This is a genomic window from Pandoraea morbifera (assembly GCF_902459575.1).
GTDB lineage: Bacteria > Pseudomonadota > Gammaproteobacteria > Burkholderiales > Burkholderiaceae > Pandoraea > Pandoraea morbifera.
Genome location: NZ_CABPSD010000001.1, coordinates 458663 through 473440 on the forward strand (window position 1 = coordinate 458663; position 14778 = coordinate 473440).

Here is a 14778-nt window from a genome sequence, read left to right on the forward strand (position 1 = left end):
TTCGGAGACGGAGCAAAGACGTGTCGGAACCGCCGCGGCGAGACATCGCCGCGAGAGGCCACGCACGCGGCCATGCACGCGGTCATGCAAGCGGGCGCGCGGGTGCGAACCCAGACCAACCCGAACGAGCGCGCAAGAACGCGTAAGAGCGCATTTGACACGCGCGAACGCGCACCCCGGACTCACCAGGTGCGCGCGTTCGACGATTCGCGCCGTGCGACGCCGCACGGTCGCTTCTGCGCCGGGGACCTGCGGCGCCCCGGCGACGCCGGGATCACTCGCCGCGCAGGTGCGCCTCGACTTTCCACAGATGGTCGTCCACGCCGCGCGAAATCTCCGTAAAGACGTCCGACGTGGTGGCATCGCCGATCTCGGCCGACGCATCGATCAGGCCCCGGATGATCTCGCCGTAAGCCGCCAGGGCCTCGGCGAGCGCCGCCGCGTGATCGAGCCCTCGCTTGAACTCGTTCTTGTAGACCGGTAGCTCGGTTGCCTTGGCAACCGTCTGCACGCGCCCGTCGGCCACGCCGCCCAGGGCCACGAGACGCTCGGCGCAAAGATCCGTCCATTCGATGGCAGCGTTGTAGACCTCGTCGAACAACAGGTGCAGTTCGATGAAGCCCGGACCGTGCACATTCCAGTGCGCCTGCTTGGCCTGGCGCTGAACGTCGATGCCGTTGACCAACCCGCGATTGAGCTGGTTGACCGATTCGATGCGGATCTTTTCACCGAGGGTGTTACGCGTATGATTCAGAGCCATTTGACACTCCTGACGTCAGGCAGCCGGCAGGCTGCCAGGGAAAGCCGTCGGCAACAGGCCACTGCAGCCCTTGCGGACGAAAGAAAACGAACGCGTCCCGCCATCGCCGCGCGGAACATGGTTAGGCGTGCTCAGGACCGCAGCGAACCCGCGCGCGAGTGCGAAGCGCCATGCGTGGCGCCCCGCAGCCTGAAACCTGCCATCACGAGCAGCACGCCCCAGATGATGGCCCACGATCCAATCGCCCAGATCAGCGCAAGCGCGCCCGCACCCGGCTGCCACATGATGAAGATGGCAAACAGAATGCTGAAAACACCGGAGAGAATGACCCATAGCTCGCCCTGGATCTCGCGACGCAGCGCGATCCCGGCAGCCACCTGCAAAACGCCGGTGACGAAACTCCAGGCCACGATATAGATAAGCAACGCCACGGCGGTCAACGCCGGGTTGAGATAAGTGAGCACGCCGATCACGATGCCCGCAATGCCTTGCAGCAAGGGCAGCCACCAGTCGGCATGTTCCTTGCGCGCACTCCATGCACCGCCCAGGGAGAAGACGCCATCGACAAACGAAAACGCGCCGAAACACAGCACCAGCACCGCAATCGTCACGCCAGGCAAGGCAAAGGCCGCGATCCCGAAGACAACGGCCAGCACTCCACGCAGCACCAGCAACCACCAGTATTTCGACAGAAGTCTGAGCATGGCATCCCTCTCGTGAAATATCCGCAGGTAGCGAACACGGCCACCGGGACGCCTATCACACGTGTGGCGTGAATGGCGTCCGGTATGCGACAAGAAGTCATTCTAGAGACTGCGTCGTCGCAAGATCAAGTGAAAATTGCGCGTCGCCTTGTGCCGCTGGCACGCCTTTTGATTGACGTCATCCCGGCGCGATTTTTCTCTCCGAAAACACACGTCGAATCCCTGCCCGACCTCCCGATCGGCGCTGCGCAAAGCCCACTACCGGCACGCGCCCCGGTCGCCTCGCGCGGGCGCCCCCCGGGTCTGCCCATGCGCATTGCGGACCCGTCCGACATGCGCTTTGCGCGTATGTCCGTCCCGGCCGCCTGGGATGGCTCCCACACCGCATAGGAGTATTCCGAAAGCATTTGACTCGAAGACATTTCGGCCCAATGCCCTCCTAAACTACGCAAAAAGCGTGCGAAAGAAGCGCGACGCTTTGCTGTCCATTTTGCCATCGGCTTTGTCATCCATTAAGTCGTTCAATTGCGTGACCGCCGCACCAACGGATAGGAATACTAAGGAGAATGACAATGAATCGTTGCCTGTTGTGTCTCGCCCTGTGCGCTGTCGTCGGCACGTTGAGCCAAACCGGTCCGGCCCGGGCGGCCGTGTACACCAACGGGTCGGCGACGGCCCAGATGCGCGTGCAACTGACGATCCTGCCAGGATGCACGATCGCCGCCACTCCGATGACGTTCAACGCCGTCCAGGGATCGGCAACCGGACCGGTCGCGAGCACGTCGTCCCTCACGGTCGTCTGCACCGCATCGACGGGCTACAACATCGGCCTGAACGCGGGCACCGTACCGAACTCGACCGAAACCAATCGTCTGCTCGCCGGCACGATCACCGGCAACGCCACGACGATTCCGTTCGGCCTGTACCAGGATGCGGCCTATGCCACGCCCTGGGGCAATACGCAGGGATCGAACACGTTGAGCGATTCGGGCAGCGGCGTGGCGAAGACCTATACCGTTTATGGCCAGGCCACGCTCTCGGCGACCATGCCCGAGCCCGACGTCTATTCGTCCACGGTCACGGCGACCGTCTACTTCTGAACGGCGGGGTCGATCATGCGCCCTCCGAGACTTGCCCCGCCCCGCCACGTCGCCCGTGCATGCCAAGGCGCCTTCTTCGCACTGCTCACGCTGTGCGTGCCCATCGGGCATGGCGCCACACTGCAAGTCTCGCCGGTCATCGTCAACCTCTTGCCGTCGCAGCCCGCCGCGACGCTCACGCTGGGCAACTCCGGCGATTTGCCGATTCACGGGCAGTTGCGCTTGTACGCCTGGGCACAGCGCAACGGCGAAAACGTACTCACGCCCACGCGTGCGCTCATCGCCAGCCCGCCGATCCTCCGCATCGAACCCGGCGAGCGACAGATCGTGCGTCTCGTGCGTACGGCGCGAAGCCCCGCGCAACGGGAGCAAAGCTACCGACTCCTGGTCGACGAATTGCCGCCGGCCGGATCGCCTCCGGGTGAAGGCGTGTCGATTCGTTTGCGCTACTCGGTGCCGGTGTTCGTCCAGGCAAGTCTCGAGCACGGCCCCGAACTGCACTTCGATTTCGACATCGCGCGACGGCAATTGGCGGTGCGCAACGACGGCGCCCGGCACGCGCAACTTGGAGAGACGCGCGTGCGCGATGCGACCGGACGCAGCGTGGAGCTCGCGCATGGCTTGCTCGGCTACGTCCTCGCGGGACAAACACGGCGCTTTGCCGTGCGCTGGCCCTCGGGTTCGCCGCCCATCGCGCCATTTACGATCGAATCGCGCATCGATGCCGTCCCGATGCGATTTGCCGCTGACGAAGCGTCGGATGGCACGCGCTAGGGGTGCCGACTACGCCGCGCGCCCCACCGGCCTCGCGGTCCCATCCTCGCCGACCCGAAGGGCCGCCGTGGCAATGGCCGTTGCCGCGATCGTGACGCCGCTCACATGGCTGGGAAGGGCGACGGACGTGCACGCGGCATCGGCGCATCGCGTCGCACAGATTTCCTCGAGTCCGCCGGCACCGTCGGCGTCACCGTCTTCGGCCCCCGCGAGCACGACGAATGCGCCGCGCCTGGCACGTCTCGACGGCCCTTATGTACTCGCCGTAGTCGTCAACGGCGAGCCCACCGGGCTGATTGCGCCCTTCGTGCGCCGAAGGGGACGCTGGTTCGTGCGCGCGGGCGACCTTCGGACGCTGGGGCTGAGCTCGCCCGAGCTATCGACGCAAGACGCGAGCGAAGTCGCGCTCGACGCGCTGCGCGGCATTCGCTACACCTACGACGCCCCCACACAGACACTCGAACTGACGGTGGACGACCGGTGGCTCGCCCCTTACGCGCTGGGCGGTCCGGCACCGGCGCCGATCCGCGCGACGGCGGGCACCGGGGTCGTCATCAATTACGATGGCTACGTGCAGCGCGACCGGTTCACGCGCGCGTCCATCTGGAGCGAGTTTCGCGGCTTCTGGCCGGGCGGCACGCTGCGGCAGACCGGCGTGACCGAACATTCGCGCTGGCGGCACGGCTATCGCCGATACGACACCTGGTGGCAGCATGACGATCCGGCACATCTGACGAGCTGGACGGCGGGCGATCTGATCACGGGCTCGCTGTCATGGACGCGATCGCTGCGCATCGCGGGAGTGCAATGGCGGCGAAATTTCAGTCTGCGACCGGATCTTGTCACGTTTCCCGTACCGGCGTTGCGCGGCAGCGCCGTGGTGCCGTCGTCGGTCGACCTGTATCTGGACGGCGTGCGACGCATGGGAGGACGCGTACCACCGGGCCCTTTCGTCATTCAGGAAGCCCCCGGCCTGACCGGCGACCTGCAGGCGAGCGTGGTCACCCGTGATGCGCTAGGACGCGAGCAAATCACCCGCGTGCCGCTTTACATCGATCCGCGGTTGCTGGCGCGCGGGCTTTCGAGCTTTTCCGTGGAAGCCGGCTGGCCACGCGAGGCTTACGGCATGCGCTCGTTCGCGTATCGACGCGATCCCGTCGCATCGATCGCCGCCCGCTACGGCGCGAGCGACGCGGTGACTGTCGAGACCCAGTTGCAGGCCGGCCGCCGTCTCGTGCTCGGCGGCGTCGGCGCGCTCGCTGCGCTGGGACATGCCGGGGTCGCCGGCGTGTCGGTCGCGGCCTCCAGCGGGCGTGGCACGGGCGCGCAATGGAGTGCGGGCTATCAGTATCTGTCTCGACACCTGAGCGTCGACGCCCGCATGGTTCGCGTCGCCGGACACTATCGCGACATCGCGTCGCTCGACGGCACGCCCGTGCCGAGCGCGAGCGACCGCGTGAGCCTGTCCCTCCCGCTCGGCGGTGGCAGCACCGCCTCGCTCGCCTGGTTCGCCCAGCGCATGCGGCGTCAGCCCGCCACCCGCGTGTTGTCGGCGAGCCTGACGTTCCCGGCGGGCACGCGCGGCATGGTGTCGCTGGGCGGCTTTCGCGACTTCGCACGACGCGGGGTGCACGGTGTGTTCGCCATGCTCAGCGTGCTGCTTGGCGGCAACGCATTGGGCAGCGCCTCGTTCACCAGCCAGGATGGTGGCACGCAAACCTGGGCAGGCGCGAGCCGAACGCCCGACTACCACGGCGGCTGGGGGTGGCAGGTGCTCGCGGGACGGGCCTTCTCGCGCGACACGGCTCAGGGGGAACTGCAATACCTCGGCCGGCACGGCCAGATATCCGCGCTGGCGCAAAGGGTGGGACGCGAGACAGGCACCGGCATCGGCATGAAGGGCGCGCTCGTGGTCATGGACCGCGGCGTGCATGCCACGCGACGCGCCTACGACGCTTTCGCGCTCGTGAGCGCCGACGGCCAGGCGGGCGTCCCGGTATTGCGCGAATCGGTGCGCGTCGGTCACACGGACTCGCACGGATACCATCTCGTGCCGGATCTGAGCGGCTATGAAGCCACGAGGATCGGCATCGACCCCATGCACCTGCCCGCCGACCTGGAGGTGACGACGACGGAACGCCGCATCGCGCCGCAATCGGGCAGCGGCGTGCTGGTGCGCTTTCCCGTGCGGCGCTATCGCGCCGCACTGGTCACCCTCGTCGGGTCGACGGGCCGCCCCCTGCGCCCCGGCACCCCGGTGCATCACGTACAAAGCGGATTCGTCACGGTCGTTGGCTACGACGGCGAAGTCTTCGTCGACGACCTCGGTACGCGCAATACGCTTGAGGCGCACGACGGTTCACAGCGATGCCGCGCCACGTTCGAATGGTCCGCGCCGCCCAAGGGTGATATCGCCCGCATCGGCCCGATCGAGTGCGTGGCGTTCGGCGCGCTTGCCGAGCGGCGCCCCACCCGTGTCCGCGTGCCCGCCACACAGGCGCCGTCATGAAGCTCGAGCCAACTGCGCAACGCTGCCGGACAGTGACGGCGGCCATCGCCTTGATCAGCGCGAACGCCGCGGCGCAGACGTGCTCCGTCGGCGCGCCGACGCTCGCCTTCACCGCGTTCAGCCCGATTTCCGGCGCCGCGCTCAACGCTACCGGCACGATTCCGGTTACATGTACCTGGCCAGTGCTCGGCGCCAACCCGAATGTCAAGGTATGCCTGGCGTTGAACGCCGCACAGCCGCTCACCCTCACCAATGCTGCAAACGCGATCCGCTTCGGACTCTTCGTCGACGCCGCTCACGCCAACACTTGGGGAAGCAGCCCCGGCAGCATGATCGCGCTCACCATGACAGCCCCGCTGCTGGGCGGCACACTGACGCAGAACGTCAGCTTCTACGGCAAAATCGATGCCGCGCAAACGACCGTGCCCACCCGCGGCAACGCCAACACGGTGTATTCACGCGCGTTCGGTCCGGCGGACATGAGTCTGCAATATGCGTCTTACGCACTGCTCGCGCCCGCCCCGGCGTGCGGCAGTGCCATGACAGCGGCGCCGGGCGTACCGTTCACGAGCAACGTGACCGTCATCAACAACTGCACCATCGCGGCGACCAACATTACCTTCGACTCGCAATCGACGTTGACCTCCGACGTCAGCGGCAGCGGACAACTGACCCTCCAGTGCACGAACAACGATGCGTATCGCGTAGCGCTTTCGGGCGGGCTCTCGGGCAGCGTGAGCGCGCGCCGGATGACCGGCGCCACGGGCGCGAGTGTGGACTATCAACTCTATCTGGACAGCGCCCGCACGACGATCTGGGGCGACGGCACGTCCGGCACGTCAACACTGACGGGGATCGGCTCGGGCCTGATCCAGTTCATTCCGATTTATGCCCGGGTGCCCTCGCAATCGACGCCGCTGCCGGGCGTCTACACCGACACCGTCACCGCCACGATCCAGTTCTGAGACCGCTCACACGGCTTCGGCACGCGGCGGCTTAAGCGGCAGCACCTGGATTCGCTCGCCCTGTGCGACGCCAAGTGCCTGCGCCGCCATCGGACTGAGGGTGAACGTACGCCGCTCGGGACGCCCGTTGACCAACGTGGCACGGAAGTCGGCGAGCCCCAGACGCGCCACCAGATAAGGCTCCGGATTGGCGACGTTGGCGTCGTGCGCAATGTTCACACTCGGATATCGGCTGTCGCGCGCCGCGCGCAGATCGGCCACGCGCGCCTCGAGCACCGGGCCGCTGTCAAAAATATCGACATGCGCGCCGGAGCGCATGCCTTCCTGCTCGAGCAGACGGCGGGCGGGCAACGTATCGCGATGGGTGACGCCAATGGCCGCCTGGGCTTGCGGCGAGAGAAAGTCGACGTAGATCGGGTACTTGGGCATCAATTCGGCCACGAACGACTTCTTGCCGATCGACGTCAGGTAGTCCGCCTGATCGAAGTCGATCTTGAAGAAATGCTGCCCGAGCGATTGCCAGAAGGGACTTCGGCCGTCGTCGTCGAAGAATCCTCGCAACTCGGCGCACACGTGCGGGCCGAAGCGCTCCGGGAACTGCGCCATGAAAAGAAAACGGGCCTTCGACAGAAGCGCGCCGTTGCCGTGCCCGCGCCAGGCCGGGTCCAGCAGCAGCGAGCAGAGTTCGCTGTATCCCGTGAGGTCGTTCGACAGGGAAAGCGTGAGCATGCGCGACCACACGTTCAACTCGCGACTGGCGTGCACGATCGTATCCTTGCGATACGTGTAGAACGGCTGATCGAGCCCAACGGCGGCTTCCAGCCCGCATACGCCCGTAATGCCGCCCGTCGCGACGTCCTCCATCACGAACAGGTAGCCCTGCTCGGCCGTCGGGGCCCGACCGTCGAGCGTGGCTGCCACCCGCGCGAGGCGGGCCTCGAGCGCCGCCCGGTCGGGCTTGAACGACGTCATGCCCGGCCCGGCCAGCGCCGCGAGCGTCAACAACGCCGGCAGATCCGCTGGCCCCGCCAGACGCACCACGCGCAGCGATGTCGACGCATCGTGTGCCTCGTCCGGCGCCTGTGTCGGCGCGACCAGTTTCGATTGACGGTTCATGGACATATCCGGCGAAGAGGAAGACTGGGGCACGCCGTCAAGGCACGGGCCGGAGCGGCGCGATCCGCCGGCCCGGCCCGAAGTCCCGAGCCTGCGGCAAGGGCTGGCGCGAGTGGACGTCGGCGCCCGAGCGCGCTCAGGCTGCCTTTGCCGTGGCGGCCACGGCAGCCACCGCCTTCTCCAGCGAGGCCAGGCCGGCGTCGATATCGGCGAATGGAATGTTCAGCGACGGCGCGAAGCGCACGACGTCGCCGCCCGCCACCAGCAACATCAGCCCTTGCTTCTCGGCTTCGGCCACGATGTCCTTCGCACGACCGGCGAATTCCGGCTTGAGCACGGCGCCGATGAGCAGCCCCATGCCCCGCACCTGCGCGAACACGCCGTGACGCGCATTGATTGCCTCGATGCCCTTGACGAAGTGATCGTGACGCGTCTTCACGCCGCCGAGCATCTCGGCCGTATTGATGAGCTCGAGAACGCGGCCGGCGATCGCCGTGGCGAGCGGATTGCCGCCATAGGTGCAGCCATGCGTGCCCGGCGAGAAACTCGCGGCGATCTTGCTCGTGGTCAGCAGCCCGCCGATCGGATAGCCGTTGCCCAGCGCCTTCGCCGTGGTCAGGATGTCCGGCGTGACGCCGTATTGCTCATAGGCATACAACGTGCCCGTGCGACCCACCCCCGTTTGCACTTCGTCGAAGATCAGCAACGCGCCATGCTTGTCGCACAGGGCGCGCAGGCCTTTCAGGAACTCCGGATCGGCCGGCAGCACGCCGCCCTCGCCCTGCACCGGCTCGACGATGACGGCCGCCGTGGCGTCCGAGATGGTGGCTTCGGCCGTCTGCAGGTCGTTGTACGGCAGATGCATGATGCCGGCCGGAATCGGACCGAAACCTTCGGTGTACTTCGCCTGGCCGCCCACGCTGACGGTAAACAACGAGCGACCGTGAAACGAGTTGTAGAACGAAACGATCTCGCTCTTTTCCTTGCCGCCGCGCTCGGCGGCGTGGTCGTACGCGTAGCGGCGCGCGAGCTTGAGCGCGGCTTCATTCGCCTCGAGCCCCGAATTGCAGAAAAACGCCTTGTCGGCGAAGGTCGCTTCGGTGAGCGCGCTGGCCAGACGCAGCACCGGCTCATTGGTGTAGCCATTGCCAATATGCCAGACCTTGCGCGCCTGCTCCTCGATGACCTTCACGAGTTCCGGATTGGCATGGCCAAGCGCATTGACGGCGATGCCACCGGTGAAGTCGACATACTCGCGGCCCTGCTGGTCCCACATGCGCGAGCCTTCGCCGCGCACGGGCACCATCTGGGCGGGAGCGTAATTGGGCACCATCACGTCGTCGAACGTCTGGCGGGTCACAGCGATTGGCTGGCTCATGACTTCCTCGTGAAATCGGAATGCAATCTGGGATTGCGGGGCAGGTCCGGGAGACGGGTCACTGCCCTGTGAGAAAAAATCCTGGCTGGGCGCTCAGGGTGCCTGCGGGGTGACGGGTGCCGCTGCCTTCGCGGCACTCGACGCGCGTACCCTCGCATTGTAATCAGATGCGGCGCGCGCATATACCTTCGCGCGCCCCGTCACCGCGAGATTTACAGAACTTTTCGCAGGAATTCGCGCGTGCGCTCGTGCTTGGGCGCCGAGAAGATCTGGTCCGGCTTGCCCTCTTCCATGATGACCCCCTGGTCGATGAAAAAGACACGGTCGGAGACTTCGCGCGCAAAGCCCATTTCGTGGGTGACCACGACCATCGTCATGCCCTCGTCGGCGAGCGACTTCATGACCTCGAGCACTTCGCCCACGAGTTCCGGATCGAGCGCCGAGGTCGGCTCGTCGAAGAGCATGACGGTGGGCTTCATGGCCAGCGCGCGGGCAATCGCCACGCGCTGCTGCTGGCCACCGGAGAGCTGGTTCGGAAAGGCGTCGATCTTGTCGATCAGGCCGACCTTTCGCAGCAGTTGCTCGGCAATGGTCACGGCTTCTGCACGCTTGATGCCGTTGACCTGCATCGGCGCAAGAATCAGATTCTCGAGCACCGACATGTGCGGAAACAGGTTAAAGCGCTGGAACACCATGCCGACGCTCGCACGCATGGCGTTCATGTCGGTCTTCGGATCTTCCACGTGAAAGCCGTTCACGAGCACCTCACCACCGCTCACGTCCTCCAGCCCGTTCAGACAGCGCAGGAAGGTGCTCTTGCCCGAGCCCGACGGGCCGATCACGCACACCACTTCCTTCTCTTCAATGCGGCAGGAAATGCCGCGCAGCACGTGCGCATCGCCGTACTGCTTTTGCAGGTTATTGACGACGATCACCTTTGCCGTACCTCGTTTCCAGATGTTGAACAAAAGCCGAAAGCACCAGCGTGATCGCCCAGTAAATGAGCGAAATCGTCAGGTACGGCTCCCAGTAGCGCGCATACGCGCCCGAGACGGTACGCGCCGCGTACGCCAGTTCCGCCAGACCGATGGCCGACGCGAGCGACGAGTCTTTCACGATGGCGATGGCGTTGTTGCCCAGCGGTGGCAGCATGCGGCGAAACGCCTGCGGCAGCACCACCTTGCGCAGCGTCTGCATGTAGGTCATGCCCAGCGAACGCGCGGCCTCTGCCTGCCCGCGGTCGATCGACTGGATGCCCGCACGGAAGATCTCGGAAACGTAGGCGCCGGCATTGAGCGAGATGGCCAGCACCGCCGACATGAACGCGCCGTACTGCGAGCGGATTTCACGCGCGAGATCGCCGCTCACGATCAATCCCTCCGACGGATTGATCAGCACAGGCATCAACGCAAAGTGAATCAGAAGAATCTGAACGAACAGCGGCGTGCCGCGGAAGAAACTGACATAAAAGCGTACGGGGTATTGCACCACGTAGCGAAGGAAATACTTGTAGAAACCGTGACGCGCCTCGGCCAGACGGCCGACGCCGAGCACGAGCCCAAGTAGCGTACCGGCGATCACGCAGATCACCGTGCACTTGAGCGTCATCAGCGTGCCCTCGACGAACAGGGGCATGTACTCGCTGATGATGTTCCACTGGAACCCACCCATGAAGCACCTTTCTCACGAAATGAAACGAACCGGTTGCCCGGCAGAAAAACGCTCGCGGCCCGGGGGTTGACGTCGGAATTCGACGATCAGCTCACGGGCCGCGAGAGGCCAGCTATCTGGCGCGCGTGGCGCGAATCTTACACGCGTTGCTTATTGCTGCGGCAGCGTCGGTACTTCCGAGTCGAACCACTGCTTGTAGATCTTGGCGTAGGTGCCGTCGGCCACGATCTTCTTCAGGCCCGTGTTGATCTTGTCGAGGACCACCTTGTTGCCCTTCTTCACGGCGATGCCGAAGTACTGGCGCTTGAACTTGCTGTCATACACCAGCTTGAACGGCTTTTCCGGATGGCTCTTGATATAGAACTTGATCACGCCGACGTCGCCCACGGCGGCGTCGACACCGCCGCGATACAGCTCTTCGAGCATGAGCGGCGTGTTGTCGAAGCGACGGATCGCGGTGCTTGCACGGCCCAGTTCCTCCGAGACGGCGATGTCGCCCGTGCTCGAGTTGACCACGCCCACCTGAAGCTTCTTGAGATCCGCCAGGCTCGCGACCTTGGCGCCCGGCGCGGTGATGATGACCTGGTCGGCCGGGAAGTACGGGGCCGAGAAGTCGACCATCTCACGACGCTTGTCGGTAATGGTGATGCCCGAGATGATGATGTCGCGGTCGCCCTGGTCGAGCGTGGCGAAAATGCCTTCCCACGGCGTGCTGACCAGCTTCACGTTGAAACCGCCTGCCTTGCCGACCGCCTTGATCACATCGATGTCGAAACCCACCAGTTCCTTTTGCGGTGTTTCGAATTCGAACGGACGATACGTGCCGCCGGCGCCGACCGTGTAGGTCGGTTCGGCGGCCTGCGCTGCGGGCACCGCGGCGAAGGTCGTCAGAAAACAGGCGGCGGCCAGCACGAGGCGCTTCGTCAACATGTTGATTTCCTTGGCGAGAATTCTTGAAAGAGCGCAATGATACTCCTGGCCGACCGGGAAACGAAAAAAACCCGCCGAAGCGGGTTTTGTCGTTGTGATCTCGCGACGAGACATCGAATTCTCACCGGACGGTAATGCCTGGCTCACGCGCAGATGTCCGCCACGCTGGCGCTCCCCGGTCGTTCTCGTCGCGCCGGTCGGCGTCCCGCGCCCCGCCTGCCCGGCGCGCGTCAGAACGCGCCCGCCGCGATTGGCCCGGCGGCCTGCCCCGGACCGAACACCACGTCGCGATACGTCTTGCCTGCGGGAATCATCGGATAGACGTCGTCCTCGCGAGCGACCAGCACATCGAGCAGGTACGGCTCGCTCGGATCGGCCAGCATGCGGTCCAGGGCGCCTGACAACTCGTCGGCCCGCGTGACCCGGGCGCCCGCCACCCCGTAGCCCGCAGCAATGGTCACGAAGTCCGGGTACGGACGGCCGTCGTCGGCACCGTCGGGCGCGTTCGGATCGACCAGCGACGAGGCCACGCGATTGCGCGCGTAGATCATGTCCTGCCACTGTCGAACCATGCCGAGCCACTGGTTGTTGATGACCAGCACCTTGACCCCCAGTCCGTAGCGGCGGCAAGTCGACAGTTCGTTGACGGACATGTTCAGGCTGCCGTCGCCGTCGATGTCGATCACCGGCACCTCGGGAAGCGCGACCTTCGCGCCGATGGCCGCGGGCAGACCGAAGCCCATCGTGCCGAAGCCCGCGCTGGACAGGAACGTGCGCGGCGCGCGCAGGCGCAGGTGCTGCATCGCCCACATCTGATGCTGGCCCACACCTGTCGTGACAACCGCTTCGGGCGGAAGCCGCACCGCAAGCGCCGAAATCACGTCGACACCGGTAAGCACGCCCGCACTGCCGCCCGGGACGCCTGTCGGCGCGCGCAGCGGGTGCGCCTCGCGACGCTCGCGCAGATACGCGTGCCAGCCCGGCACGTCGCGGCGCTTCGCGTGTGCCAGCAGCCCCGCAAACGCATCTCGCAAATCGGCGTGGACGCCGAGCGTCACGGGCTTGTTCTTGCCGATCTCCGCGGCGTCGACATCGATATGCACGATCTTCGCGTGACGCGCGAACGCGGCCGGATCGCCAATGACGCGATCGTCGAAGCGCACGCCGAGCGCCAGCACCAGATCCGCCTCGTTGACGGCCACGTTCGCGGCATGGGCGCCATGCATGCCCAGCGGCCCCAGCAGCAGACGATGGTCATCGGGCATGGCGCCAAGCCCCATCATCGTGAGTGCGACCGGGCAGTCGAGCGCCTCGGCAAGCGCGACGAGCCGGGCGCCGGTGCCCGACGCAATGACCCCGCCGCCCGCATAGATGACGGGACGCTCGCTTTGCGCGAGCAGCGCGGCGATGCGTTGCGCGGTCTCATCGCTCATGCCGGCGGGCACGGCGGCCGTGAAGCGCTTGTCGGTGGGCTGCTCGGGACGCGCCTGCTGAATGTCCTTCGGGAAATCGAGCAGCACCGGACCGGGACGCCCGGCCAGCGCGCAGGCGGCCGCCTCGCGGATGGCGGCCGGAATGTCGCGCGCCTCACGCACCTGACGAGCCAGTTTCGTTACCGGCCGCGTGATGGCGACGATGTCCACTTCCTGGAACGCGTTCTTGCCAAGCCAATGCGTGGCCACGTTGCCGGTGATCGCGAGCACCGGCACGGAGTCGCTGGCGGCGTCGGCGATACCCGTCACGAGATTGGTTGCGCCAGGGCCCGAGGTCGCCAGGCAAACGCCGAGCTTGCCGGTGGCGCGCGCGTAACCCTGTGCACCGAAGACCGACCCTTGCTCGTGTTCGGTGCGCACCAGCGTGATGGCCACGCGCGAGAGCGCATCGAGCATCTCCAGGTTTGCGCCGCCGGGGTAGCAGAACACCGTCCGCACGCCAATCTCGACCAGCGTGCGCGCAATCAGGTCGGCGCCCTTGGCGGACAACGGGGCGACAGGCTGGGCAACGGCTCCGGTTGCGGCTTCGGTGGCGGGCAGCGTCAGATCGAGTTTCATGATGTCTTGTGTTCCTGCGGGTTCCGTCGGAAGACGACGGATGGTTGCGGCAAATTTGCCTGATGAAGCTCCAGCTTACGGAAACCTCCCGGTAAATGCTTCGCGTATCGTTGACAATTCCCGATTAATTTCACATGATTCATTCAAATATTGGAAATTCCAGGAATGAATCATGCATCTCGACGAATTTGACGAAAAAATCCTCGCAATCCTGCAGGAAGATGCCTCGCTTTCCGCGGCACAAATCGGCGAGCGCATCGGTTTGTCGCAGTCGCAATGTTGGCGGCGAATCGACCGCCTCGACGCGGAGGGCGTGATCGAGCGTCGGGTGGCGTTGGTCGACCGGAAGAAAGTTGGCCTGAACGTGATGCTCTTCGCGCACGTGAAGCTCGCAGGCCACAACCGCAACGCCCTGCCGGAGTTCTCCAAGGCGATTCAGGCGTTCCCGGAGGTGCTCGAATGCCATGTGCTCATGGGCAATGTCGACTTCCTGCTGCGCATCGTCACGCGCGACGTCGATGCCTACGAGCGCTTCTTCTTCGAGCGCCTCTCCCAACTGCCGATGGTCCAGGAGGTGAACTCGATGATCGCCCTGTCGCAGATCAAGTCGACCACCGTCCTGCCGATCGGCGACGGCCAAACGGGCGGCAGCTCCTCGGCGTCGTGACGTCGCAGGCGCACAGGCTTCGCCAGCACTGCGAGCATCGAACGCGTCGGGGGCGTCGGTGCGCGGATGGGAGCGGCGCGCGCGTTCCGTCGGGCGCGAGGGCCGCGTTGGACAGGGCGCGCACAAGTCTCTATCCTTAAGCATCCACTCCGG

13 protein-coding genes are annotated in these 14778 nt (G+C 65.5%); 5 read left to right on the forward strand and 8 right to left on the reverse strand.

From position 1 onward, the window contains the following. Positions 1–274 precede the first annotated feature (274 nt). Both dps and PMO31116_RS01945 read right to left on the reverse strand, forming a co-directional pair. Positions 275–760 carry a DNA starvation/stationary phase protection protein Dps gene (gene dps, locus PMO31116_RS01940; RefSeq protein WP_023595796.1) on the reverse strand — a complete coding sequence of 162 codons (486 nt, stop codon included), beginning with the start codon at positions 758–760 and terminating at the stop codon, positions 275–277. 131 nt (positions 761–891) lie between these two features. Further along, positions 892–1464 (reverse strand): HdeD family acid-resistance protein, encoded by a 573-nt coding sequence (locus tag PMO31116_RS01945; RefSeq protein WP_150565215.1) that lies wholly within the window; start codon positions 1462–1464, stop codon positions 892–894. A gap of 572 nt (positions 1465–2036) precedes the next feature. On the opposite strand from PMO31116_RS01945, the gene PMO31116_RS01950 reads away from it, so the two are divergent. From PMO31116_RS01950 to PMO31116_RS01965, 4 genes are all read left to right on the forward strand, one after another. Next, positions 2037–2564 (forward strand): Csu type fimbrial protein, encoded by a 528-nt coding sequence (locus PMO31116_RS01950; protein WP_150565216.1) that lies wholly within the window; start codon positions 2037–2039, stop codon positions 2562–2564. A 15-nt stretch (positions 2565–2579) separates the two neighbouring features. Further along, the gene (locus tag PMO31116_RS01955) at positions 2580–3338 is read left to right on the forward strand and encodes a fimbrial biogenesis chaperone (protein ID WP_150565217.1); all 759 of its coding nucleotides are present in this window, start codon (positions 2580–2582) and stop codon (positions 3336–3338) included. A gap of 73 nt (positions 3339–3411) precedes the next feature. After that, positions 3412–5847: a fimbria/pilus outer membrane usher protein gene (locus PMO31116_RS01960; protein WP_246185129.1), complete on the forward strand. Its 2436-nt coding sequence runs from the start codon at positions 3412–3414 to the stop codon at positions 5845–5847. Further along, entirely contained in the window at positions 5844–6812 is a 969-nt protein-coding gene (locus PMO31116_RS01965) for a Csu type fimbrial protein (RefSeq protein ID WP_150565219.1), read from the forward strand. Before PMO31116_RS01960 ends, PMO31116_RS01965 begins: the two co-directional genes overlap by 4 nt. 6 nt (positions 6813–6818) lie before the next feature. On the opposite strand, the gene astA is transcribed toward PMO31116_RS01965, so the two are convergent. The 6 genes from astA to ilvB all read right to left on the reverse strand — a co-directional run bounded on the left by astA (position 6819) and on the right by ilvB (position 13958). After that, on the reverse strand, positions 6819–7859 hold the full coding sequence (gene astA / locus PMO31116_RS01970) for an arginine N-succinyltransferase (protein WP_174970802.1): 1041 nt from the start codon (positions 7857–7859) through the stop codon (positions 6819–6821). Between the two features lie 205 nt (positions 7860–8064). Next, complete coding sequence (locus PMO31116_RS01975; protein WP_150565221.1) at positions 8065–9306, reverse strand: aspartate aminotransferase family protein; 1242 nt, start codon at positions 9304–9306, stop codon at positions 8065–8067. 212 nt (positions 9307–9518) lie between these two features. Continuing rightward, positions 9519–10241 carry an amino acid ABC transporter ATP-binding protein gene (locus PMO31116_RS01980; protein WP_150565222.1) on the reverse strand — a complete coding sequence of 241 codons (723 nt, stop codon included), beginning with the start codon at positions 10239–10241 and terminating at the stop codon, positions 9519–9521. Beyond that, on the reverse strand, positions 10225–10977 hold the full coding sequence (locus PMO31116_RS01985) for an amino acid ABC transporter permease (protein ID WP_023595786.1): 753 nt from the start codon (positions 10975–10977) through the stop codon (positions 10225–10227). Before PMO31116_RS01985 ends, PMO31116_RS01980 begins: the two co-directional genes overlap by 17 nt. A gap of 150 nt (positions 10978–11127) precedes the next feature. After that, complete coding sequence (locus tag PMO31116_RS01990) at positions 11128–11907, reverse strand: basic amino acid ABC transporter substrate-binding protein (RefSeq protein ID WP_023595785.1); 780 nt, start codon at positions 11905–11907, stop codon at positions 11128–11130. A gap of 230 nt (positions 11908–12137) precedes the next feature. Beyond that, positions 12138–13958 carry a biosynthetic-type acetolactate synthase large subunit gene (gene ilvB, locus PMO31116_RS01995; protein ID WP_150565223.1) on the reverse strand — a complete coding sequence of 607 codons (1821 nt, stop codon included), beginning with the start codon at positions 13956–13958 and terminating at the stop codon, positions 12138–12140. Positions 13959–14130: 172 nt separating this feature from the next. Between ilvB and PMO31116_RS02000 the strand changes: the two genes are divergently transcribed. Continuing rightward, on the forward strand, positions 14131–14625 hold the full coding sequence (locus PMO31116_RS02000) for an Lrp/AsnC family transcriptional regulator (protein WP_150565224.1): 495 nt from the start codon (positions 14131–14133) through the stop codon (positions 14623–14625). The last annotated feature ends 153 nt before the right edge of the window (positions 14626–14778 follow it).